The following is a 25,388-nucleotide window of genomic DNA, read 5'->3' on the forward strand; positions in this document are numbered from 1 at the left end:
GCCAGCACTGATTTCTACAGATATTCAAACCTTGAGGGAGATACGGTCGAATAAGAAGAAGGCTTCCGCAATTGCACTGTTTTTATTGTTATTTTTCTGTCGGTTAGCAATAGAATCTCAAAACACCGACATTACGTACAACGAAGATCGTGAAGCAAAAGTATCGTCTTTACAGTTTACGGACAATATCATTTCCGGCCACTCTTTGAGTGCAATAAAGGCGACATTGGTTAATTAAGACAGCTAAGTTCCAGGCCAGTTCCAGGCAGGCGCGTCAAAAATATCCTGATCTTCAATAGTCGTTTGTCCAAGCTCTTTATTCAGATTTAAAGCGTTGCACCGCCCTGAATCCATTAGTTCCTGAATCATCAGCCGGGCATGGGAAACCACCCAGACCTGAGTATTTTCTGAGGCTTTTTTAATCAAACGACCGAGAGCGGGTAACAGGTCAGGATGAAGGCTGGTTTCCGGCTCATTCAAAACCATCAAGCCTGGAGGTCTGGGAGTAAGCAGAGCTGCAACCCATAGCAAATATCTCAGAGTACCATCGGACAGCTCAGCAGCCGTTAAAGGCCGCAACAACCCATATTGCTTGAACCGTAAAACAAAACGACCATCTTCCTGAATATCAATGCTGATCGTTGCTCCGGGAAAGGCATCTTCAATAGCTTCGGTCAGCGCCTGATGATCACCGATCTCGATAATAGTCTGCAACGCTGCTGCAAGATCATGGCCATCCTGACTAAGCACCGGAGTTCTTGTTCCCAAGTGAGGCTGACGGGCAGGAGCTGCCGCATCAGTACGAAAATGATCATAGAAGCGCCAACTACGAATGACATCGCGAATACGGATAATCTCCGATGCCAGCTGATAATCAGCCACTTCGCTGAGCATACTGTCAAAAGTATTCAGGTGAGATGCAACTACCTGCCAGCTTCTGCCTTCCCGGCTCTTTACAACCGGCCCTTTGCGATCCACCAGCACACTGGCAGGACGATAAACGGGGCCAGCCCAGATACACTCTCTTTTAATCTCGGGATCAAGGGCAAAGGCCGAAGCAGAAGGTATGGGCAGCCCCAGATCAATACAGTAACTCAGTTCATCACTGGCAAAACCAAGTCGAAGTCGGTAGGCATTTTTCCTTGGCCCACCCTGTACTTCCACTTCACCACTGAGCATACGCTTACTGATGCTTTCAGGGCCTGCCCAAAAGGCTGATTCCAACCCACCCTCTCTGGCCAGGGCATTAATCACACCGCCCTGTGCAGTTTCTGCCAGAAGGCGCAGAGATTTATAAAGGTTAGACTTACCACTGCCATTTAATCCGGTAATCAGATTCAGTGGCGCCATAGGCATCACCAGCTGAATCAGGGAACGATAGTTGGCAACAGCAATAGTTGTGATCATATGTCTGATTAAGTGCTTTATTGGTGTAAGTAAACATTATAAAGAACATTTCTCTGCCAAGAAGTAATTGGCAAGAATCTTTTCTACTATGTCAGGATATTTATTTATTCTGCTGCTATTTTGATAATCCCCCTTCACCAAGCTGTTTCAATCAAACTATGAAATTCCCTGTATCATTACCATCACTGATGATGGTTTTCTTTGGCTTTTCTAACAGTGTTTCCTCAGCTCCAGTCAATTTTGAAATACCTGAAGCGCCATTAACAAACCTGACCTCTGCTGCAACCTTCAGCTGCCATAACCACGTTAAAACAGGTATTCCTGCTGAAGCAGATCAATACCTTTGCCGGGATAATTATGCTGTTGGATTTGATTACGCCACTAAAGACCCAAAATGGGTGTCTTATTACGTTACTGCAGAGCAGCTCAACCAAATCGTTAAACGGGAAGATGATTTCAAACCAGACCCTAATATCAAAGAGGAAGACCAGGCCGCTCTGAAAGATTATGAAAACTCAGGCTATGACCGTGGTCATATGGCGCCCGCCGGAACCATTGATACTGACTCGGAAAGTATGGGTCAAGCATTTTACCTCAGTAATATAACACCGCAACTTCATGCCTTTAATGCCGGAATCTGGGAAGCGCTTGAGGAAGATGTAAGAGACTGGGCTACAAAGTATGGAGAGATTTATGTCGTTACCGGCCCTGTTTTTAAATCAAAAACTGCTCCTCAGACTATAGGTGACAGCGTAGCTGTACCTGATTTGTTTTTCAAAGCGGTTTACATTCCGTCTACCGGGGAAACTCGCGCCTACCTTTTCCCTCACGAAGACCTCTCTCGAGACCAATTAAGTAGTTATGAAAAAAGTATTGATGATGTGGAACAGGAAGCTGGAATAACCTTGTTTGCTAATAAACCAGGTAAGTCTCAGGTAGCGGATTTTGGAAAGTATTTAGAAGACGATTCAGGATTACTGAAGTAATTCTACCCGGAAATATGAGCTACCGAAGATACTCGGTAGCTCATACCCTCAACAAAGAGATTAGCGCACACCCAGCTTACGCAGGGAAGCAGGCTTGAAGTAACTAATTTCTTTGATGGTTTCATCGTTAATCGGGAACAACGGATGACCATTGGTCAAACGGTCTGCCGCATACTCTTTTGACAACAGGTCATGCTGCATATAACTGCGGGCTGCCACGCCCGGAACATCGTATTTGTTAATACTGGTTGCCAGAATCACACGCCATAACTTCTCTCGATTGTCGTACATATCGGCAACAGAGATGGTCCAGCTGTCTTCATCCATATAAACCACACGCTTCCTGAAGACGTTTCGCTCACCCTCTTTAAGAGTGGCTTCAACCTCCCAGACCCGATGCAGCTCATAGCGCACATAATCAGGGTTGGCATGGCCGGCAGGGAACAGTTCCTTGTAGTCTGCATCTGCTGAATCAAACTTGTAGTTGTTATAAGGAATATAGAGTTCTCTCTTACCAACCAGTTTCCAGTCGTACTTATCGGTAGCACCATTAAAACCTGAGCCACTGTCAACGGTTCTGAATTTACCCAATCCTTCAAACGAGTCATAGGCGACAGTTGGTGCACGGCGTACACGACGTACTCCAGGCGAATAGGTCCATGCAGACTGAGGCGCGATCGATGGGTTTACAGGACTGTAAACCAGTGTTGCCGAGCCTTTATCACGGGTAGGTGCATGAATCTGGGTCATGTAGTAAAGACGTGGGTGTTTGCCTTCCTTAAACTCTGCAATGTTCATTCTCGAATCGAAGAAAGCCGCCAGCCTCTCGGTGGTCGCCGTACCTTTAATCTGGGTGCCATCTTTGTAAACCAGAATGTCGTCGTAGGTACGCTTATAGTAGATTGGCTCACCAGCCTGACCGGAATTCCAGATAGCTTCGACACCATTATTAGGCATCGGAAAAGCCGCACCACCAAAGGCATTCACGACACCATTACCATCCGCTGCCAGCTCGGCACGGGTGGCATTCCTGATGGTGTTTTCATTGACGAAGTCAGTGTAACTGCCATCACGATGCGAAGGAAAAACATCCATTCGGAAAGTGTCCGGATAGGCTTCAAACATCTTCACCTGCCCCGGCGACAATTTGCCTTTATACTGCTGAACATTCGCTGCTGTTATGGTGAAAAGAGGTTTTTCATCTTTATAAGGATCAACGTAGCGGCTGCCGGTTCCCTTGTAGTCAGCAGGTGGCTGAAAGTCAGGATTCCAGGCAGGGATAGTGCCTTCCGCATTACCTGCCGCAATAGCACCAACAGGAGTAAGTTCCTTACCCAGTTTTTCCGCCTGCTCTGGTAAGACTTTGGCTGATACATTGAACGAAGCCAGCAGTACTGTTGAAATTCCTGCGGCCAGAAGGGATTTTTTTGTTGTTTTCATGGTTTCCATTCCCCGGCTTATAACACCACAAACAAGCCCGTAGTCGCTTAGTAATAGTCCCGAGATAGCTTCCCGATTTATTTTTCCCCCTTTGCATAGCAGAGGGGAAAAACAATGTTAAAGCAGGAACTTATTTTAGGACTGTTCCTTAGTACTACAGCCATTTATACGTCTATGGCACTGGAGAAGCTGTCTCACAGCCTCTTAGAGCATGGATCACGGGACAAACCAGCCAATACTGATTTCTACTGACTGCCTGACAGAATGGACTTGATAGGTCAGGCAAGAATAAGGCTTCCGCGATTGCACAATTATTATTTTTATTCTGTTCAGCCAAATGGCTGAATCTGTACAACTTTGAACATTAAGACTTTCTAATAAAGCTGGTTCACACACTATCTATAAGGTTAATGCTCAACAATGACAATTTCGGCCATTTTCATAAGACAACTTATTATTCAAACAACTGTTTTATATCTATACTCAATCCATAATGAGCTCATCATTGATGACATGGAGGTACATTATGCTGACTAACCGTCTGCTTCTGCTGGCCACTCTGGCTGGCCTGCCACTGGCATCTCAGGCATCTTCCGATTGCAGTGTCGCACTGGAAGGCTCCGATGCCATGCGCTTCTCGACCAACTTGATCAGCGTCCCCGCAAGCTGTCATCAAGTGACTATAACCCTGACTCACCCCGGAACATTGCCCGCGAAAGTGATGGGACACAATATCGTGATTACCGACAGGGAAAACCTTCAGGCTGTTGCCAACGACGGTTTAAAAGCAGGGTTCGACAATCACTATATTAAACCCGGCGACGAAAGGGTTTACGGGGCCTCAAAAGTGATTGGTGGTGGTGAAAGTACAACAATGACGTTCAATACCGGGAAAATGAAAGCCGGTGGCGACTACGTTTTTCTCTGTTCGTTTCCAGGACACTGGGCAATGATGCAGGGCACATTTGAGTTTAAGTAAGCGAATCGAAATAAGCTTAAATAGATGGAAAGGTAAGAAATAAAAATAAGCCCTGACCGAATGGCAGGGCTTGTTTTTATTTTATCGAACGCCTAACTTACGCAGAGTTGAAGCACTAAAATACGACATCTCTCTTTTTTCAGTATTAATCGTCGCAGGCCCTGTTTTATTGGTCAGCTGTTGCACAAAATACTGTTCGCCAAGAACATCATGGAAAGCAATAACAGAACCTTTGATACCCGGCACATCATAGGCATAGAGTGAGTTATACATGGTCACCTGCCAGAGGTTATCCCGGTTATCGTACATATCAACAACAGAGGCCAGCCAACTGTCTTCATCAAGGTGAATAACACGTTTCTTGAAGACATTACGCTTACCGTCTTTTAATGTTGCCTCAACCACCCAGACCCTGTGTAGTTCGTAACGGGCATATTCAGGGTTGATATGACCCGCTGGTAGCAGCTCTTCAAATTCAATCTCTGGAGAACCCATTTTATAACTGTTGTAAGGAATATAGAGTTCTTTCTTGCCCACCAGCTTCCAGTTATAACGGTCAGTCGCACCATTAAAACCTGAACCACTGTCAACTGTAGTCATCTTGCCATGGGCTTCGAAGTTGTCATAACCGATGGTTGGCGCTCTTCTCACACGACGAACGCCAGGAGTGTAAGCCCAGGCAGACCTTGGTCTGGCAGACGTATCCAATGGCAAGTGAACCAGTGTTGCCTTACCTTTATTACGAGCTGGCTTCAGGTTCTGATACATCAGCAGCAACTTCATATGATTTTCCTGCTGAAACTCTTCCCTTGTACCTTTGTAATTAAAGTAAGGAGAAAATCGTTCTGACAGATTCATGGCTTCAGAACGGGTACCATCCCTGAGCACATGAACCTGATGATCAGTGCTGACTTCGTAACGAACACCCATGGCTGCAGCCAGGTTCCAGATCGCCTCTTCACCACTTTGAGGAATAGGGAAAGGTACACCACCAAAGGCTCCAACGACACCGTTGCCGCCTTCCGCAAGGGTTACTTCTGTGGCATTAATCTTGGTGTTTTTGGCAATGAAATCTGAAAAACCGCCATTTCTTCGGGAAGGATAAATATGCATCTTGAAAGTATCAGGATAGGTTGCAAACAGCTTCTGCTGCCCTGGCGATAACTTATCCTTATATTTATCGAGGTTCTCAGCCGTGATGGTAAACAGAGGATTATCATCAGCGTATGGATCAATATAATGATTACCTGTCCCCTTATAGCCTTCAGGTATTTTAAATTCCGGATTCCAGGCGGGAATCGTACCCTCTTTATTGCCCGCCCTTTCGGCACCAACCGGTGTCAATTCATTTCCCAACCTGGCCGCTTCTTCAGGCGATACTTTTGCCTGTACACCCGTAGTCGCTAACAAGGTTCCAACCATGGATAGAGCCAAAAAATGTTTTTTTATTATCATTATTTTCTCCGGCTTTAGACAGGCATCAGGCGAGACCAAACCAAGTCTCACCTGATGGTACGAGAACAGTTTTCTGAATTACCTACTGATTAGCGGACACCCAGCTTACGCAGGCTGGCAGGCTTAAAGTGAGCGATTTCTTTCGAATCAACATTCAATGTACCTGGACCGGCTCTTCCTGTGAGACCTTCTGCAAAGTACTGTTGAGAGAGCAGGTCATGATAAATCAAACCACTTCCGGAAATTCCTGGCAGGTCGTAGGCATACAGACTATTGAACATAGACACCTGCCAGAGGTTGTCCCGGTTGTCATACATATCAACTACCGATGAAATCCAGCTGTCTTCATCAATGAATAAAACTCTCTTCTTAAAGACATTACGCTGACCTTCTTTCAGGTTCGCTTCCACAACCCAGACACGGTGCAGCTCATAACGCATATGCTCCGGATTTACATGCCCTGCTGGTAACAGCTCCTTAAAGCTGACCTCAGGATTCTGCATGCGATAGCCGTTGTATGGAATATACATTTCTTTCTTGCCAACCAGCGTCCAGTCATAACGGTCGGTAGCACCATTAAAGCCGGAACCGCTATCAACGGTGGTTATTTTACCGTGAGCCTCAAAGTTATCGTAACCGACCGTAGGCGCACGCCTTACGCGGCGAACACCCGGCGAGTAAACCCAGGCTGATCGTGGTCGTTCGGCTGTATTCAATGGCAGATGAATCAGAGTAGCTTTGCCTTTATCTCTGGCTGGCTTCTGGTTCTGGATAAGCATCAGCAATTTCATGCCGTTTTCAGACTTGAACTCTTCTCGACTGCTTTGATGATCAAAATAAGGAGAGAAACGCTCAGAAACCACTCTTGCCTCGGAGTGAGTGCCATCACGAAGTACATGCACCTGATCATTAACAGTGATTGAGTAGCGAGCACCACCAGCCTGAGTCAGATTCCAGATAGCCTCTTCACCCTTTTCAGGAATTGGAAATGGCACACCACCCCATGCTCCAACAACGCCATTCCCACCTTCAGCAAGCGTTGCTTCCAGGGCGTTCAACCGGGTGTTTTTCACTGTAAATTCGGAATAACTACCATTACGATGACTTGGGTATATATTCATCTTGAAGGTGTCTGGATAGGTTTCAAACATCTTCTGCTGCCCCGGTGACAGCTTATCCCTGTACTGATCAAGATTGTCTTTGGTTATCGTGAGAAGAGGCTTTTCATCAGCATAAGGATCAGGGTAGTGATGACCAGTCCCTTTGTAGCTTTCCGGAACCTTGAAGTCAGGATTCCAGGCAGGAATAGTACCTTCCGCATTCCCTGCACGTTCAGCACCCACAGGCGTCAGATCCTTACCCAGTCTTGCGGCTTCTTCTGGTGATACTTTGGCGGATACACCTGTGGCAGCAAACACTGCGCCCACAAAACCCATGGCCAAAAGAGATTTTCTTATTATCATTATGTTCCCCGGCTTACTAAACAGCTACAGGCAGTCCGACAGTATTTCAGTAGCAAAACGCCACACTGCCTGAAGCACACTAAAGCTTGTATCACGGGACAAATCAGCCAGCACTGATTCTTACTGATTCCTGATCACTCTGGTGAAGAGCTCTGGAGAGAAGAAGGCTTCCGCGATTGTACGATTTTTTTATTCTTATTATTGAGCTGCGATGTATGCAGCCCTGTACAACTTGGATAAATAGTTTGTTTTCTTTGTGATAAAAACAGTATCCAGTCGGGAAAGCGCAGGCAATATCATTTTCGGCCATCCGTTATTTACATTTTTAACCACCTGAACTCTTTTGCTCGGGAATGACATTAATACACTTCACAGTTTCAATATTTAAACGTAGATTAAAAAGCTGCTGAAGTTTCCATCAATAATAAAAACAAAAAAGGAAAATACGCATGCAGGAAACGCTGGGGATCTATGCCCTCATCCTTTTGTTCGTGTTCATTCTGATTGAGACCATTAAAGGTTTTTATAAATCAGATAAACACTCCGTTCGTGACAAACTGTTTGTTGCTGCCGGCTTTGCCCACGCCAATATTATTCTTACGCCTCTGATAACTCTTCTGGCCGGAATGCTGTTGGCCGCTGCTATTCCGCAATACGCTGGCGGACTGGAAGCAGTTGCTTTTCTTCCCTGCTTTCTTATCTTTTTTCTACTCGAAGACTTGAGTCATTACTGGGTACATCGACTGGCTCATGACAAACGCTGGATGTGGCGTTTGCATCGTACCCATCATTCAGGAACGTCGATGAATGTCGCGTTAATTTTTCGAACTAACCTGTTCTGGGCTTTTCTTGTTCCCACTCAATGGTTTGCGTTGCTGGCTATTTATCTTGGACAACCGGAAGTCTTTCTGGCCCTGCTTGGTATCAAACTCACGGTTAATACATTCACTCATACTGTGTTTCGCTGGGATGACTGGTTACGGGAAAAGAAACTGACCAGAAGGTTCATCTGGTGCTTTGAACGAGTATTCACAACTCCCAGAACTCATCATGCTCACCACGGCTTTGGCGAGAACGGTAAACCGATGCGCAACTTTGCAACGGTGCTTATTTTCTGGGATATCCTGTTTAAAACCGCTTATTTTCCAGATGAGAAACCAAAGAATATTGGCCTGCCAAACAGTAATAAGCTCTACTGGGCTGAAGAGTTATTCTGGCCGTTGATTCGCGCAAAAAAGTGAGGCCCGTGAAAGAAATATGGTTCGAGAAAGAAAATAGTCAACTACCCCGCTCCAGGGGGCAGTTGACTCTCAGAGCATTAACAATCCATCACATACCTACCAACAACATCTCATTCTTCTGATCATTATTTCTCCGACTGTGTTTTCCTTCATTCTCCAGTAGAATCCAGAGCATTCGTTTCACTCTAATAAAGAATTCACTCATTAATGATTTCAAGATTTGAAAACAGCCTGCCTGCAGGTGTTCGTTTTATGCTGCTTTCAGCACTGGGTTTTTCACTGATGACCGCCTGCGTCAAGTTACTGAGTAACCAGAATATTCCGGTGATGGAGATCGTTGCCGCCCGTGCACTGGTTTCGTTGTTATTGAGCTATATCGATGTGAAACGGAAGGGTATTTCTATCTGGGGCAATAACAAACCATTATTGGTTGGTCGGGGTGTCGCTGGCGCATTAGCGCTGATGTGTGTTTATTACGCAGTCAGCACTCTGCCTCTTGCCGAAGCTACGCTACTGCAATATCTGCATCCAGTCTTTACCGCTTTTCTGGCTCTGTTGTTTTTGAAAGAACATATCCAGAAATCGACCTTGGCCTGCATCATTTTCAGTCTTTGCGGGCTGGTGTTAATGGTTCAGCCTGATGCTCTTTTTGGCGGCGAAAGTCTGCTTCCGATTTTCAGTGTTGGTATTGCGCTGGCTGGAGCCTTTGGCAGCGCCGTAGCATATGTAATTGTTCGCAAGCTCAGCAGTCAGAAAGAAGACAGTTCAGTTATTATTTTTTATTTTCCGTTGATCGCCCTGCCACTATCGCTGCTGCTTCTGGGTGATGACTTTGTCGTACCCAATATGGAAACCCTGTTTATCATGGTTCTGGTTGGAATCTTCACCCAGATGGGGCAGATTGGCCTGACTCGCGCCATGTCGACAGAATCTGCAGGAAAAGCGACAGCATTCTCCTATGTTCAGGTGCTTTTTTCAGTCTTGCTGGGATGGATTATTTTTTCAGAAGTGCCAACGCTTTGGACCTGGGTCGGCGGCAGTCTGATTATGGCCGGAGCATTGGTCAACGTTTATGGCAGCATGAGAGCTAAAGCAGAAAGTAGATAAGGTTAGAAAGAAAAAAGCCGTACAACAGGAATACTCGGACATTTGAATTCGTATGTCTGCACACTTATTGTCCGGCTTTTCAAATGGAAAGCTTTGGGTATAGCTCTATCAGCGAATACCCAGTTTCCGCAGAGTCGATGGCTTAAACCATGCGTACTCTTTGGCATTCACATTCAATACGTCCAGCTTTTCTTCATTGAACAAGTCATCCAGTGCGTATTCACGGGATACCAGATCATAGTAAACACTGGTACGACGGGTAATGCCCGGCATATCATAACGGTTAATAGAGTTCAGCATGGTGACACGCCAGAGAGTAGCACGACCGTCGTACATATCGACGACACCTGGCACCCAGCTGTCCTCATCAACATAGACAACACGCTTTTTAAAGACGTTTCGCTCGCTCTCTTTCAGATTGGCTTCCACCACCCAGACACGGTGCAACTCATAACGCATATGCTCAGGATTTGGATGTCCTGCGGTCAGCAATTCATCGTAGCTGATAGAAGGATCTTCGAACTTATAGTTGTGGTATGGAATATAGAGTTCCTGCTTGCCCAGCAGCTTCCAGTTGTACTTGTCAGTAGCACCGTTAAAACCAATGCCACTGTCCGTTGGCGAGAAGTTACCCACACCGGTTGGAGCATCATAGGAGATGGTTGGCGCTCTTCTTACACGACGGACACCCGGAGAGTAGGACCAGGCTGAACGCGGCATGGCAGCTGCATCCAGCGGCTCATAAACCAGCACACTTTCACCCTTGTTACGAACAGGCTTCAGTGACTGGTACACTTGATAGATCTTCGGGTAATTCTTCTCTTGAAACTCTTCTATGGTCAGACTTGGATCAAAATAGGCCGCACGACTGGTGGTAGTCTTACGTCCCATCTGTCGTGAACCATCCCGATAAACGACACCAGAACTGGCAGTGAATTCAGAAAAGTAGGGAAGACCCGCGTAGTGCATATTCCAGATAACTTCTTCACCGTTATTAGGAATAGGAAAGGCTGTGCCACCGAAGGCGTTTTTTACACCATTACCGCCATCGGAAAGTTCTGCACGGGTCGCATTTTCAAAGGCATTTTTATTGATAAAGTCAGAGTAACCACCGGCACGATGACTCTGATAAACCGGCATTCTGAAGGTGTCAGGGAATGTCTTGAACATTTTCACCTGACCCGGAGACAGTCTGTCTTTATATTGTTCGACATTCTCGGCAGTAATAGTAAACAGAGGCTTTTCATCGGCATAAGGATCGATGTAGCGACTGCCACTGCCCTGGTATTCAGCAGGAATTTTAAATTCTGCTGTCCATGCTGGAATAGAGCCGTCAGCATTACCTGCTCTTTCAGCACCCACCGGGGTAAGATCTTTGCCAAGACGAGCCGCCTGTTCGGGCGAAACTTTGGCGATGGCTGCACTTGAAATCAGTGATGCTGTTGCGACAACCAGCACTGATTGTTTAAAAGTGGACAGTTTTTTTGGCTTAGACATTCTTATTTTTATTTTCATTACTCGCTACCGCTCGAAAAAGATCCATTTTCGAAAGCAGGCGGAGATACAACTCGATTCTCAACCCATGTAAAACAGCTGTCTTACTTTCTTACGGCGGATTCTACTGCGAGAGAAATAAACCAGCATAGTCTCAGTGGATTATATACTTTGGTCGCTCCCCCCCCCTGCCAGTAACCACTTCCCAGCCCTGTATTGCAGCCTTTCTGCTCACCCCCCAACGATAGTTACCAAACTCACCCGTTTCCCTGATGACTCGATGACAGGGAATCAACCAACCTATATTATTTTTGGCCAAGGCACTGCCAACAGCTCTTTGCGCCTTTGGAGACCCCGCCATATCTGCCAGCTGAGAATAGGAAAGCAACTGCCCGGGTTCAGTGGCAAGAAGCGCTTCCCAGACTTTTAATTGAAAGTTAGTACCTTGTATTAATAGATGAACTTTTTCGCCTGCTTTACCTGACTGAAATATTCTTGCTGCCAGTTGCCTGACTCCCTCCGTATTTTTCTGCAAACAAGCCTTTGACCATCGTTTCTGAAGTTCATCAACTATTCTTACTTCGTGTCGCGGTTCGTCGTCATACAGTTGGCCGTCAATAAAAGACAAATGGCAGATACCTCTATCAGTCCAGCCTAAAAATACTCTGCCAAAGGGTGATTCTGCAAAACCATAGCTAATGACAAGGTTCTCTCCGAGTGACTTAACTTCTCCTGGAGTCATGGCTTCACAACTGATCATCAAATCATGCAAACGCCCCGGGCCAGAAAGACCTGCCTCTAATGAAGCCTGAAGAATGTCACCCGATTCTCTTAATGCCTGCAAAGCCCGCTCTTTAGTGAGAAACTGAAGAAACCGTTTTGGAGACACGCCCGCCCACTGTTTGAATATACGCTGAAGGTGGTACTCACTAACTCCCACTACTTCAGCTACTTCCTGCAGAGAAGGCTGCTGATTTGCATGGGATCGAATATAAGCAATGGCCTTTGCCACATACTGATAGTGTTGCTTATCAGGAAAGTCAGGCATTCACCTTCCCCTTCCTTTTGAAAAGACTACTTATAGAAAATCCTGTCACCAATGCAGTACCCACAATAACCATCAGTGTGCCTGCAACCATATGCCAGCCAATGGCTTCATCCAGTATCAAGGCTCCCCATGCCACACCAAAAACTGGTACAAGAAAGGTCACAGTCAATGCTGAAGGTGCACCTATATCGGCAATCAACTTGAAGTAAATCAAATAGGCCATGCCGGTACAGACAACACCCAGCAATAGAACCGAGGTAATCACGTCTGTGCCAGGTATGTCATTCACTGGTGAAAAGATAAGTAATGGCATGATCAACAAGGTCGCAGCCCACATACTGCCATGGGCATTATCAAAAGCTGGAACAGAAGCTGCTGTGCGTGCGTAAGTGCTCGCTATTCCATAACTGAAGGCCGCTCCCAGTGCAGCGATAATCGCCCACTCAGCCTTGTCCTGAAAAACCACACCATCAAGCCCTACCAGCAAAGCAACACCCAGAATACCCGACAGCAGACCAATAACAGTTTTAACAGTCAGGCTGTTTTGCCGAGCCACTACACCAATCAAGGTTCCCCAGATCGGAGAAGTTGCATTCAATATAGACAGCATGGACGCCGTTAATGTTTGAGCTGACCATGCAAATAACAGAAAAGGCAACGCTGAATTAAACAGGCCAATAATCAGAAAGTGTTTCCAATGCTGAAGCAGAGGTAGTTTTTTCTTTAGAGCAAATGCCACTACCGACAAAAAAAGTGCCGCCAGCCCTACTCTTACTTCGATCATAACCGCCGGACTGAGCACTGTTGCCGCTATGCGCATAAACAGGAATGAGCCGCCCCAGATCGCAGCGAGAGCAAACAGTTGTAATAGACTTGATGGATTCATTCCAGTAATTCGCAGATATCATGACTTAGATAGCTCTCAGTATGCCGCTACTGTTTTTTGAATCCACCCGATTCTTGCGATATTGAATAATTAACTGGAAGGAAAGTATCTCAACAAGGTCTGCTTTCAGTGTGCAGACACACGTAATCGAATATTAGATTGTCATTTCCCCGCCTGCGGCGGGGAAATGACATACGAATTCAAATGTCCGAGTACTTAACCTTGTTGAGATGACAGAAAGAGATGCGAGACAGTCTATCGAATACCCAGCTTACGTAGCGTACGGGGTTTGAAATAACTCATTTTTTTGACATTGGTGTTAATCGGCGGATTATTTGCCGATGTCCTGTTAGTCATCTCATGAGCCAGATAAGCTCCACGCTCAAAATCGTGAAACAGGGTTGATCGGGTCATAATACCTGGAAGGTCATAGCGATATATAGAGTTCAGCAGCGACATCCTCAACAGCTCACCGCTGCTGTTGTAGAAATCTGAAACAGAAGGAGTCCAGCTGTCCTCATCAACATAGAGCACACGTTTACCATAGACATGTCTCTGATCATCTTTCAAAGTAGCTTCGACCACCCAGACCCTGTGCAGCTCGTAACGCATATAATCAGGGTTAACATGTCCGGTATGCAGGAGGTCCTCAAACTCTACATCAGGGTCTTCAAAACGATAGGCATTATAGGGAATATACAACTCCTTTCGTCCAGCCAGCTTCCAGTTGTACTTTTCAGTTGAACCAGTAAACACACCTGTTGAGTCAGAAGGCATGAAATCGCCGAGCTCAGTCAGCACATCAAACTTTATGTTCGGCGCTCGTCGTACTTTTCGAACACCCGGCGTATAAGTCCAGGCAGCTCGCTTCCCTGAAACATAGTTAATCGGCTCATGAACCAGCACCCCCTCTCCTTTCTCTCTGGCAGGAGCTCGACGCTCAGAAAGGTAGAGAACCTTGGAGTAACGCTTGTTGTAGAACTCATCGATGGAACTGTCTTCATCAAAATAAGGAGATAAAGTTGTCACCACCTGCTTACCAAATAACTGGCTACCATCATTATAAACCAGCATGGAGTCACGTTCTTCACTGAGATAATAAGGTACGCCTGCCTGATTCAGGTTCCAGATAACCTCTTCACCACGCTTGGGAATAGGAAAAGGTGCACCACCATAAGCATTGATTACGCCATCACCGGACTTATCGAGCACGGATCTGGTTGCGTTAAGACGGGTATTTTTTTCAATAAAATCCGAATAACTGCCATTTCGTCGACTAGTGTAAACCGGCATTCGAAAAGTATCTGGATAAGCCTCAAACATCTTGATCTGCCCAGGTGAAAGCTTATCCCTGTACTGATTCAGATTATCTGGTGTGATGGTAAAAAGAGGCTTGTCTTCGGGATAGGGATCAGGAAAAACATTGCTGTTTTTCTTGTAACTGGATGGAACCTTAAACGCTGGATTCCAGGCTGGAATAGTCCCTTCCTTGTTGCCCGCCTTGATGGCACCAGTGGGTGTCAGGGTTTTGCCCAGCTGAGCAGCCTCTTCAGGAGAAACCTTGGCCATTACCGTACCAGCGGTTATAGATCCTGCTGTCAGCAATACCAGTGAACTGTTTTTTATTATTTTTATTGTTTTCATCTATTGCCTCTGAAAACTCCGTTTTCAAACAGCACTCAATAACTGCACAGGGTACTTCATTACTCCTTTATCCCTGATATCTTGCGCTAACCTCTTTTTCAATAGCCAAAAGGCTGCAAAAACAGCCTTTTGGGGTTTAGCTCGCTTTCCATCTCAGTGAAGGAAGGCGTTTCATCAAACCTGTCGCTTAGCGAACACCCAGTTTACGCAGGGTGGCCGGTTTGAAGTAGCTGTACTCTTTAGTTCCAGAACCCTGGCCTAACTTCTTCTTGGTTCTGTTCCACAGAACATCAACCAGGTACTCATTGGAAACCATGTCGTGGTACATATAAGAGCGAAGCATTACAGAGTTTCTATCAAACTGTCGTTTACTGTTACCAAGCACTACTCTCCAGAGCTCACCACGGTTGTCGTATAAGTCAGCAACCATCGGAATCCAGGTGTCCTCATCAAGCAGAATGGTTCGCTTGGCAAAGACATTACGCTCACCTTCTTTAACCGTTGCTTCTACTACCCATGCACGATGCAATTCATAACGCATAAATTCCGGGTTTACATGGCCTTTTGTCAGCATTTCATCAAAGCTGTCCAGAGGCCTGTCGAAGCTATGGGCATTGTAAGGTACATAGAACTCTTTTCGGCCCAGTAATTTCCAGTCATAACGATCAGTCGCACCGTTGAAACCTTTACCACTGTCGACGGTATTAAATTTGCCAAGTCCTTCGAAATTATCATAGGCGACGGTCGGAGCACGACGAACCCGGCGCACACCAGGAGAGTAGCTCCATACCGACTGAGGTGTTTTATCGGCATTCATACGGGTATAAATCAGGGTAGCACCACCCTTGTTCCGGGCTGGGGCAGTCTGCTGAATCATAATCATCTGCCTTGGGTAGTTTTCTTTTTCAAACTCATCAAGGGATGAAGCCGGGTTAAAGTACGGGTTATAAAGTTCCGAAATAGAGCCAGCTTCCAATCGCTTACCGTTTCGATAAACCAGAGCACTCTCGTTCACTTCCTTGAAATAGACTGGTGCAGAAGCTGCGCCCAGGTTCCAGATAGCTTCTTCGCCATTGTTGGGCATCGGAAAAGGAACAGTACCATAGGCATTTACTACACCATTACCAGAAGGCACCAGCTCTGCCCGGGTCGCATTTTCTATGGCACTTTTATAAACAAAACTGGAGTAACCACTTTTACGATGAGTCGGGTAAACCGGCATTTTAAAAGTGTCCGGGTACGTCTCAAACATCTTGACCTGTCCAGCTGTCAACTTGTCCTTATACTGCTCAACATTTTCTGCAGTAATGGTGAACAGTGGCTTCTCGGCAGCATAAGGGTCTGAAATCTTATCAGCTGGATCAATACCCTCAGGAATAGACATATCCGGATTCCAAGCCGGAATAGTGCCTTCAGCATTTCCCGCACGAATTGCTCCCATTGGAGTCAGTTCTGTACCGGAAACACCCAGCTTAGCTGCTTCTTCAGCAGACACTTTGGCCTGAGCAGAACCCACAGCCAGCATGCTGGTTGCAAAAGCAAGGGAAGTGATGGAGGTTTTCAAGAGAGAATTTTTTATTATGTACTTCATATTATTCTACTTATTATTACTGCTTTTTTTGTAGCAACAGTTTCGCGTACCAACCCTTCCCTTACCCAAACACTGAATAACCTAGAGCCTGACTAAGTCATACAGCGTTAAGATAAGCTATATCGAAGAGCTCGTCACACAACTGAAGCGCACGCCTTAACTCTATCAGATAAGCGCTTTGACTCACACTATTTTTCTAATAATAAAGTCGTATATCTACGTAGCGAAATCCGAATATCAGAGACTGCATACAAATATTACATTGCTGTTGTCCGCCACAGACTGGCAACAGCTTATGCATTCGTATGTCTGAGCACATACAGCCCCTGAAGGAGGACCATTAAATACGAATAATTAACGAACACCCAGACGACGGAGGGTTCTGGGTTTAAACCAGCTCAGGCTTTTTACACCGTCATTCAGTGCCGGATTTGTTAACTGGGTTTTGTTCATCAGCTCAAGCGCAATGTATTCATTACTCTTCATATCCATATGCAGTTGTGATCTCAGCATGACACCTGGCAGGTCTGTCCGGTAGAGAGAGTTAACCAGAACAAGGCGTTTCAGCTCATCATTATTGTCGTACAGGTCAGTCACTGCAGGAATCCAGCCATCCTCATCAACATGCAGCACTCGCTTCTTGTAAGTGTTTCGCTCACCTTCCTTAAGGTTCGCTTCCACTACCCAGACACGATGCAACTCATAACGCAGATAATCCGGATTGGCATGATGTTTTGGAAACAACTCATCGTACTCTAAAGCCGGATCTTCAAACCTATTGGTGTTGTAAGGAATATAAAGTTCCCTCTTGCCCAGCAGCTTCCAGTTGAACTTAATGGTTGAACCAGTAAAAGCACCCGCCGTATCAGATGGTGTAAAGTTACCCAGATTAGTCGGAATGTCGTATTTAACATTCGGCGCACGACGAACCTTTCGAACACCCGGTGTATAGGTCCAGGCAGCCCGCTCCACTTCCGAGAAATCCAGCGGTTCATGAACCAGCACACTTTCACCCTTACTGCGTGCAGGTTCCATCGTCTGGTTCAGCACCATAATTTTTGGATGTTTCTCTTTTTGAAACTCCTCAATGGAACTGTTGGGATTAAAGTAGGGTGCTCTGAAGGTCATCAGTTGCTGGCCAACCAGCTGGCTGCCGTTTTTATAAATAAGAATTGCGTCTTTGGCTTCCTGCCAGAAATGAGGGAAAGCCGCCTGATTCATATTCCAGACCACTTCCTCACCCTGCTTTGGAATCGGAAAAGGCGCACCACCAAATGCATTAACTACACCGGCTCCGTCCTTTGCCAAAGTGGCACGGGTTGCATTGGCAATGGTGTTTTTATTAATAAAGTCGGAATAGCCACCATTGCGATGGGAAGGGTAAATATCCATCCGATAGGTATCCGGATAGGTTTTGAACATCTTGATCTGACCGGCAGAGAGCCTGTTTTTATGCTGATCAACATTTGCGGCTGTAATTGAGAACAACGGTTTCTCATCAGCATAGGGATCTACAAACTGGCCATTGGCGCCACGTTCAGGGTACTTAAAATCAGGATTCCAGGCTGGAATAGTGCCTTCTTTATTGCCGGCAATGGTTGCGCCCTGAGGTGACAGATCACGACCAAGGCGCGAAGCTTCTTCCGGTGAGACTTTTGCCTGGACAGTTGCAGATATCATTGTAGCTGCAATTGTGGCAGCGAGTGTGTGCTTTACTACTCGTTTCATAGGACCTACTGCTTTTAAAAGCTCCATTTTCAAAACACTGTTAGTGTCGACTTCCTGTACAACTCGGGCAGGTTTTTATTCTTCTGTTTTATTTATCAGAAAAAGCGACACTCTTCCGGCAGACTGGTAGTAAGTGTGCAGACATACGTAATCGAATACGAATTCAAATGTCCGAACATTTAATCAGTCATCAAAAACAAAAATGGCAGATGTTGAATTCTCTATAAACATCAACATTTGCCACTGCCGCAGCTTGGAGTTGAAAGCAGTTCCATTGCTGGCTTTCATGCTTCAACCCAACCTGCGTCACTAACGAGTAATTAATTACTCATATTTTTCAAATGAGCGTATTAACGAACACCCAGCTTACGAAGAGTAGACGGCTTGAAGTAGCTGTACTCTTTGTAATTGAAGTTTTTCGGTTCAATCTCCGTGCGGTTCCACAGCGTATCTGCCAGATACTCCTTGGAGAACAGATCGTGATACATGTAGGCTCGCATAGTGACACCAGGCCAGTCGAAACGGTTAATGCTGTTACCCAGCACAACGCGCCATAGTACACCACGATTGTCGTATAGATCAGTAACTACAGGAACCCAGCTGTCTTCATCAAAATGAATGGTTCGCTTGCCAAAGACATTACGCTGACCTTCTTTAACCGTTGCTTCCACTTCCCAGACACGGTGCAGCTCATAGCGCATATATTCAGGGTTGGCATGTCCGGCCGTGAGCAGCTCTTCAAAGCTGACATTCGGGTCATCAAACTTGTAGGCATTATAAGGAACATACAGTTCCTTACGACCCAGCAGTTTCCAGTCATAGCGGTCGGTAGCACCATTAAAGCCCTTACCAGCATCAACGGTATTAAACTTACCCAGACCTTCAAAGTTATCGTAAGCAACTGTTGGCGCACGACGTACACGACGCACTCCTGGTGAATAGCTCCAGGCAGACTGCGGTGTCTTGCCGGTATCGGTTTGAGTGTAAACCAGTGCTGAGCCACCCTTTTCACGGGCTGGAGCAGTGGTTTCGATCATCAGAATCTGACGCTGATAATTTCCAGCCTCATACTCTTCCAGAGTTAACTCAGGGTCAAAGTACGGGTTGTATAACGTGTTGGTGGAACCACCGATACTTTGCTTACCGTTGCGATAAACCAGTACCTGCTCGTTATACTCTCGAAAGAACTTGGCGGCCGTTGCTGTTCCCATATTCCATGCAGCTTCATCACCGGATTTAGGAATCGGGAAAGGCACACCACCAAAAGCATTACGAATACCGTTACCTCCTGGCGCCAGTTCGGCACGGCTAGCATTCTTCATGGCACTCTGATAGGCAAAATCACTGAACCCGGTTCCACGATGGGTCGGATAAATATGCATCTTGAAGGTTTCAGGGAATGTCTTGAACATCTCAATCTGACCAGCAGTCAGCTTGTCCTTATATTTATCAACATTCTCGGCAGTAATGGTAAACAGAGGTTTGTCATCAGCGTATGGGTCCGGATAGCGATCACCTGATTTAAAACCGTCAGGCACTTTCATTTCCGGTGTCCAGGCCGGAATAGTACCCTCGGCATTTCCAGCACGAATAGCACCAAATGGCGTCAGTTCAGTACCTTCAATACCCAGTTTGGCCGCTTCTTCAGCAGACACTTTAGCATGGGCAGTGCCCATGGCTGCGAACATGACACCCGCACAGGATGCGGCAATGAGTGTCTTTTTTATTGTGTATTTCATATAGATAATTACTTCTCTACTTCTATCTATTTCTGGCTGAAAGCAAGAACCCCTGCTCGCTTCACTTTTTGCACATTGAAACCTGATTCAGGTAAACCCGAGGTTTTCTATTAAGTACCCAGACATACGAATTCATAAGCTGCTTGCCCGCCGCAGGCGGGAAAGCAGCCATTTAATATTCGATTACGTGTGTCTACACACTTACGTGCTATACATCCCTGTTGAATGTCTGCTAATAAACGACAGACAAGATTCCAGTATTACTTCGGGTCAGCGAATACCCATTTTTCTTAATGTTGATGGCTTAAAGTACGCCATCTCTTTAACACCTGTGTTCAGAGGATAACCACGATTCTTACCCTGAAATTTATCAACCTGATACTCACCTGAGATCAAATCCAGATAAACACCTGAACGACCCAGTACACCAGGGAAGTCATAACGGTTAATTGAATGATGAAGCGTTACACGCCAGAGCTGATTATCCTTGTTATACAGATCAACAACGGATGGCACCCAGCTGTCTTCGTCAATAAATAACACCCGTTTTTTAAAGACGTTACGCTTGCCTTCTTTCAGGTTGGCCTCAACTACCCAGACACGATGCAGTTCATAGCGGGCGTACTCAGGGTTTGGGTGACCGGCAATAAACAGTTCTTTGTAATCCTGACTCGGATTTTCGTACTTGTAATTATTGTACGGAATATACAGTTCACGTTTGCCGATCAGTTTCCAGTTATAACGATCCATAGAGCCGTTAAAACCGGAAGTACTGTCAACCGGAAGAAAGCTGGCCAGCCCGACTGGTGAGTCATAAGCAATATTCGGCGCACGACGTACACGTCGTGTTCCCGGTGTATAAGACCAGGCTCCACGAACCTGATTGGTTAAATCAACCGGTTCATGAATCAGAAAGTTTTTACCCTTTTCACGCACAGGCAGCAGGTTTTCAGTGAACTGAACAATAGCCGGCATCTTCTCGGCACTGTATTGTTCCGGTGTCAGCTCAGGGTCAAAATAAGGCGCCCGGGTCGTGGTCGTGGTTCTGCCAATAAGATGAGCGCCATCTTTATACACCATGACATTATCATTGGTTTGCTTACTGAACAGAGCACCGCCACCCAGGTTAATGTTTTTCATCACCTCTTCCCCACTCTTTGGTATCGGGAAAGGCACACCACCAAAAGAGTTCACAACACCATTGCCATCTGACGTCAGCGTTGAATTCAGTGCATTACGGTAAATGTTTTTTTCGACAAAATCAGTATAACGGCCATCACGGTGAGTTGTGTAGACCGGCATTTTGAAGGTGTCAGGATAGGTTTCAAACAGCGCTATCTGACCTTCTGATAATTTGTTTTTATAGAGATGAAGATTTTTCGCTGTAATAGTAAACAAGGGGGTTTCATCAGCGTATGGATCAACGTATTGAGAACCACTGCCCTTGTATTCAGCAGGAACTTTAAAATCGGGATTCCAGGCAGGAATAGCGCCACTTTTATTACCGGCCCACTCAGCTCCGGACGGCGTGAGATCTTTACCTAAACGAGCCGCTTCTTCTGCAGAAACTTTCGCTTGAGCATTCAGTGTCAGAACAGCAGATGCTGTAAAGAGTGCCGCAGATGCAGCAAAGGAGGAAAACCGTTTCAGCTTCATTTCAATTCTTTTCAACTTTATTTCAGTCCCGACAACACCAAGTCTGTAGACACACGTCGAATGTAAAATCAGTTATTTTTTCCGCGTCAGCGGGAAAATAACCTTTAATTCGTATGTCCAGCCACTTACTGAGCTCAAATCAAGTTCTGGCTATTGAGTTTTGCTAATCGTTCTTCCCTGGGTGATTTGAATGAGCAGAGAGCTTCCGTCTTCTGCGCTTAAATAAGGATTGAACCGCTACTCATAAGGAGTAGCGGTTCTTTTGCTTTTAAATACCAGAAGAGTGGTAATTAGAAGGTGTACTTCACGTTGATAGATACGTTATCACGATCGGTAAATGCATTATCTTCTGCTTTACCAAAGTAAGCACTATACTTAACTTCTGCTTGCCATTGATCCTGGTAGATCGCTTTCATGCCGATACTCGCACTATCACCACCAGAAAACGCTCCACCAGCACCATGATTTCTAATTGAATGCGCCAAAGTAATCGGCACTTCAACATTCGTAGCAGGCATTACATTATTGTACTTAAGGGTGAAGTTCGCCTTAACACCAGCTCCACTCAACCTTTTACCTTCTGCAAGCTCTTCTTTCTTCTTATTAGTTATTTTGTCATAACCAATTTCAGCAACCATCAATACATCATCAGCGAGTGACGATACACCAAATGAGTGAATAGCAGAAAGCTGAGCCTGAACTACGTTGGCGCGCATACCTGTATCAGTAGTTGAGTTAGCTCCAACTGTAGCGCCCTTTCTGTAAGAAATTTCGCCACCTACGTTGGTATCACCAAGCAAAGTACCAAAGCTTGCACCAAGCAGCTTAATATTTTCTAGATACTCTATATGGTAGTTACCTGCTCCTGTAGCATCAGGTGCGAAGTCAAGAAGGATTTTTGAAGGTGCTTTTTCGTGATAGTTAATGTAATACAGGCCAAACTCTGTTCCATAGCCAACATTTTCAGCATAATAATTTAGCGCAAGACCCCACTGACCAGAGTCTTTAGCATCCTTATCTTGACCACGTTTAATATTATAGGATGGACCAGCACTACCATATGGAAGAACTAATGTCCCTGCTTCATCTACCAAGTCAGACAGACTGAAGAAACTACCGTACTCTGATGCTTCAGTTTTCTTCCATTCCCACTGATAGTAACCAGCAACGTTGAGATTCTCTGTCAAATCCAACTGAGTAAATACCTGACCAACTGGCAAGAATATTTCTTTGACCTCAGTTCCAGGCACAACAGCTTTGGTGCCGTCTGCCGGGCTCATTCCACCACTAACACCCGGGTATAGAAGGCTTTCACCCCACTGAACCACCTGACGACCAACACGAAGGTTCAGGTTACGTTCACCAATCTCAAAGTTTCCATATACAAACGCATCAAGCAAACGTACATCTTTACCATGCACTTCCTGAGTTTTATCTGTAAAAGAGTTGTAAGCAAACTCAGTAGTATCGTGGTTTATAGAAGCTTGGTTATCATGATCATTTTTACCGAAATATGCACCATCATAGAAAGCGGCCCCACGAAGGAATGCTCCGTAGTTTTGGTAACGAATATCCATTTCTGACAAGATCGAAACCTTGTTATTAATCATGGAACCTTTTTCGAAGTTACGGTTACCATCATCCGCACGAGTATTCGCCAGTAAATCTTCATTCTGATCACTCACACGCCAGCCAGCCGTATAGCTCAGCGTAGTATCAAGATCGACAGTGATTTCACTGGTAGGTTCAAAAGTCAGAGAGTAGGCAGGCAGTGCCATGGTGGAAACAGCTGTTGCAACAGCAACAGTGAGCAAGCTCTTCTTCGGAGAGAACCCGTCCTGCTTAACTGTCTTTGTTATTGTATTTTTCATAAGAGGCCCCGGTTTTTTCGGCCGTATCGACCAGAGCACTTCTCATCTCTGTTGTCGTCTACAGCCCGCTTGTGTGAGTCGTTCTTGTTGTTATAAGACTGCCGGTAAACACTAATCCCCCCGCCTTATTTGCAGCAAGTGCAAATTCGGCCAACAGAGTCTTACATATTCAGCCAGTCCCTGCTCAGGCAGCCCAGAACTGGGCGACAGAGTACGTAAAAAGCGCAATGTAAGTCAAGCGACTTGTCTTAATTCCTGCAACACCATAACCCATTGAAAAAACTGTAAATATGAAATTTAACCACTCACTACCTATGTGCTCGGAAAATTTCTGCAGCAAATGCTATTTAGTAGATGAATAATCTGTTTTTTAATTTAAAAACAATTCTGCGAGAGGCAATCATTGGCCCACCACAAACATACTGATTAAGTAATAATTCCTGCCTGTTTCTTCCAGCTTTGCCAAACGATCGGAGCAATGGTGGGAATATCTGGACAACAGCAGTAACTGCGCTGGCAATGACTGCGAAATTTTGGCAACGCCCCATAGCGGTAAGCCGAATAAGGCGCCTGTGATAACCCTGCGTACCCAAAGACTATTTAGGAGTTCACCTGGACGCCACCTATCTGGTATTACCCTGAAGCTAAAAAATCTTAAACCCATTCACATCGTCGGCTGACGCCTATAATTACAGCAGAGAGCCAGCCCTTTCCCTATACAGGTTTCGGATATAGGTGACCGTTACATGAAGCCTCTGATTCTAGGGCCTGTAATTGCAGCCCTGATGTTTTTATTGCCTGCATCAAGCAGCGGAATGTCCGAAGTAGAGGCTATTTTGCTCACCCAGTCTTCTGAGGATAAATTGCTGGGAATAGCGAACAGCCTGATTGGAGAGGAACCGATCAGAACCTATTCAACCTTCTACGTATTTGAAGTAGGTGAAAGCATTGAAGGGGTATTCAAGACTGATGACGACAACTTTGAGCAGGCAGAAATACTGGATGGCTTTAACGGTTTCACCAATACAAGCCTGATGATCGAATTCGAGTCAAACTCGGATAGCAGTGATGATAGCAGCAGCGACAACGGACCTTTTTACTACCAGTTTTACTTTTTCTATGATGCAGAAGACTACGAATTCATTCCCCCACCTTTACTTCATTTTGACCACTCTATAATCAAAGGGTCCGTAGATCCGGCTTATTAAAATCATAAGCCTTCTCCTGCACACGCTTACTGAACTTCCAACCCTGCTGGGTTCGTACAAAAGTATCGTGATACCAGAGCCCAATAAATAATAGCTGACGACTTTCATCCGATAGCTGCATCTCCATGGGGTTGAGACACATCACAGTGCCTGTTGCAGAATCGCCATCAACCTTTAAGCGGATATTAGCGTTTAAATGGTGGCTGGTTGGAAAGTAGATAAAGGACTCTTCAAGAAATTGTTTAATGGTTTCTAGATCACCTTTGATACCACCGGTATCCGTGTAATCGATAAAAGCATCTTTAGTAAAAATGGAATTCAGGTCATCAAAACGGCGACGGTCAATAATATCGGAGTATTCGTAGATCAGCTGTTCAAGCTCATAGCGATCTGACAGCGCCTGCAGAGAAAAGCTCATCGCATAACCTTCATTTTATTATTTTTG

The 25,388-nt window shown here is 45.5% G+C and carries 19 protein-coding genes; 5 read left to right on the forward strand and 14 right to left on the reverse strand.

Annotation, left to right across the window (positions count from 1 at the left end; all coding sequences use genetic code 11):
• Nucleotides 1-243: 243 nt before the first annotated feature.
• Complete coding sequence (locus tag EOPP23_RS12515) at nucleotides 244-1,407, reverse strand: AAA family ATPase (RefSeq protein WP_153766327.1); 1,164 nt, start codon at nucleotides 1,405-1,407, stop codon at nucleotides 244-246.
• Between the two features lie 158 nt (nucleotides 1,408-1,565).
• On the opposite strand from EOPP23_RS12515, the gene EOPP23_RS12520 reads away from it, so the two are divergent.
• Nucleotides 1,566-2,393 (forward strand): DNA/RNA non-specific endonuclease, encoded by an 828-nt coding sequence (locus EOPP23_RS12520; RefSeq protein ID WP_153766328.1) that lies wholly within the window; start codon nucleotides 1,566-1,568, stop codon nucleotides 2,391-2,393.
• 60 nt (nucleotides 2,394-2,453) lie between these two features.
• Here the strand turns inward: EOPP23_RS12520 and EOPP23_RS12525 are convergent, their stop codons facing one another.
• Entirely contained in the window at nucleotides 2,454-3,833 is a 1,380-nt protein-coding gene (locus EOPP23_RS12525; protein WP_153766329.1) for a DUF1329 domain-containing protein, read from the reverse strand.
• Nucleotides 3,834-4,359: 526 nt separating this feature from the next.
• On the opposite strand from EOPP23_RS12525, the gene azu reads away from it, so the two are divergent.
• Complete coding sequence (gene azu / locus EOPP23_RS12530; protein WP_153766330.1) at nucleotides 4,360-4,812, forward strand: azurin; 453 nt, start codon at nucleotides 4,360-4,362, stop codon at nucleotides 4,810-4,812.
• Between the two features lie 81 nt (nucleotides 4,813-4,893).
• On the opposite strand, the gene EOPP23_RS12535 is transcribed toward azu, so the two are convergent.
• Entirely contained in the window at nucleotides 4,894-6,267 is a 1,374-nt protein-coding gene (locus tag EOPP23_RS12535) for a DUF1329 domain-containing protein (protein WP_153766331.1), read from the reverse strand.
• 89 nt (nucleotides 6,268-6,356) lie between these two features.
• A complete protein-coding gene (locus EOPP23_RS12540) occupies nucleotides 6,357-7,730 on the reverse strand; it encodes a DUF1329 domain-containing protein (RefSeq protein ID WP_153766332.1) in 1,374 nt (457 codons plus the stop codon).
• A gap of 449 nt (nucleotides 7,731-8,179) precedes the next feature.
• Here EOPP23_RS12540 and EOPP23_RS12545 point away from each other — a divergent pair, with 449 nt between their 5' ends.
• Nucleotides 8,180-8,971: a sterol desaturase family protein gene (locus EOPP23_RS12545; protein WP_153766333.1), complete on the forward strand. Its 792-nt coding sequence runs from the start codon at nucleotides 8,180-8,182 to the stop codon at nucleotides 8,969-8,971.
• Between the two features lie 207 nt (nucleotides 8,972-9,178).
• Nucleotides 9,179-10,078 (forward strand): DMT family transporter, encoded by a 900-nt coding sequence (locus EOPP23_RS12550; RefSeq protein WP_153766334.1) that lies wholly within the window; start codon nucleotides 9,179-9,181, stop codon nucleotides 10,076-10,078.
• A gap of 108 nt (nucleotides 10,079-10,186) precedes the next feature.
• Here EOPP23_RS12550 and EOPP23_RS12555 read toward each other — a convergent pair whose 3' ends face one another.
• The 9 genes from EOPP23_RS12555 to EOPP23_RS12595 form a co-directional block, all read right to left on the reverse strand.
• Nucleotides 10,187-11,575, reverse strand: coding sequence for a DUF1329 domain-containing protein (locus EOPP23_RS12555; RefSeq protein ID WP_153766335.1), 1,389 nt, complete (start codon nucleotides 11,573-11,575; stop codon nucleotides 10,187-10,189).
• A 151-nt stretch (nucleotides 11,576-11,726) separates the two neighbouring features.
• Nucleotides 11,727-12,620 (reverse strand): methylated-DNA--[protein]-cysteine S-methyltransferase, encoded by an 894-nt coding sequence (locus tag EOPP23_RS12560; RefSeq protein WP_153766336.1) that lies wholly within the window; start codon nucleotides 12,618-12,620, stop codon nucleotides 11,727-11,729.
• On the reverse strand, nucleotides 12,613-13,506 hold the full coding sequence (locus tag EOPP23_RS12565) for a DMT family transporter (protein ID WP_153766337.1): 894 nt from the start codon (nucleotides 13,504-13,506) through the stop codon (nucleotides 12,613-12,615). Before EOPP23_RS12565 ends, EOPP23_RS12560 begins: the two co-directional genes overlap by 8 nt.
• Before the next feature lie 255 nt (nucleotides 13,507-13,761).
• Entirely contained in the window at nucleotides 13,762-15,150 is a 1,389-nt protein-coding gene (locus tag EOPP23_RS12570) for a DUF1329 domain-containing protein (protein ID WP_153766338.1), read from the reverse strand.
• A gap of 187 nt (nucleotides 15,151-15,337) precedes the next feature.
• The gene (locus tag EOPP23_RS12575) at nucleotides 15,338-16,741 is read right to left on the reverse strand and encodes a DUF1329 domain-containing protein (RefSeq protein ID WP_153766339.1); all 1,404 of its coding nucleotides are present in this window, start codon (nucleotides 16,739-16,741) and stop codon (nucleotides 15,338-15,340) included.
• Nucleotides 16,742-17,095: 354 nt separating this feature from the next.
• A complete protein-coding gene (locus EOPP23_RS12580) occupies nucleotides 17,096-18,469 on the reverse strand; it encodes a DUF1329 domain-containing protein (protein ID WP_153766340.1) in 1,374 nt (457 codons plus the stop codon).
• Between the two features lie 350 nt (nucleotides 18,470-18,819).
• A complete protein-coding gene (locus tag EOPP23_RS12585; RefSeq protein ID WP_153766341.1) occupies nucleotides 18,820-20,208 on the reverse strand; it encodes a DUF1329 domain-containing protein in 1,389 nt (462 codons plus the stop codon).
• Nucleotides 20,209-20,478: 270 nt separating this feature from the next.
• Nucleotides 20,479-21,864 (reverse strand): DUF1329 domain-containing protein, encoded by a 1,386-nt coding sequence (locus tag EOPP23_RS12590; RefSeq protein WP_153766342.1) that lies wholly within the window; start codon nucleotides 21,862-21,864, stop codon nucleotides 20,479-20,481.
• Nucleotides 21,865-22,154: 290 nt separating this feature from the next.
• A complete protein-coding gene (locus EOPP23_RS12595; RefSeq protein WP_153766343.1) occupies nucleotides 22,155-23,735 on the reverse strand; it encodes a DUF1302 domain-containing protein in 1,581 nt (526 codons plus the stop codon).
• A 746-nt stretch (nucleotides 23,736-24,481) separates the two neighbouring features.
• Here EOPP23_RS12595 and EOPP23_RS12600 point away from each other — a divergent pair.
• Nucleotides 24,482-24,943 carry a hypothetical protein gene (locus tag EOPP23_RS12600; RefSeq protein WP_153766344.1) on the forward strand — a complete coding sequence of 154 codons (462 nt, stop codon included), beginning with the start codon at nucleotides 24,482-24,484 and terminating at the stop codon, nucleotides 24,941-24,943.
• Here the strand turns inward: EOPP23_RS12600 and EOPP23_RS12605 are convergent.
• Nucleotides 24,915-25,361: a nuclear transport factor 2 family protein gene (locus tag EOPP23_RS12605; protein ID WP_153766345.1), complete on the reverse strand. Its 447-nt coding sequence runs from the start codon at nucleotides 25,359-25,361 to the stop codon at nucleotides 24,915-24,917. The genes EOPP23_RS12600 and EOPP23_RS12605 overlap by 29 nt on opposite strands.
• Nucleotides 25,362-25,388: the final 27 nt, after the last annotated feature.

The sequence above is a fragment of the Endozoicomonas sp. OPT23 genome (assembly GCF_009653635.1).
GTDB lineage: Bacteria > Pseudomonadota > Gammaproteobacteria > Pseudomonadales > Endozoicomonadaceae > Endozoicomonas_A.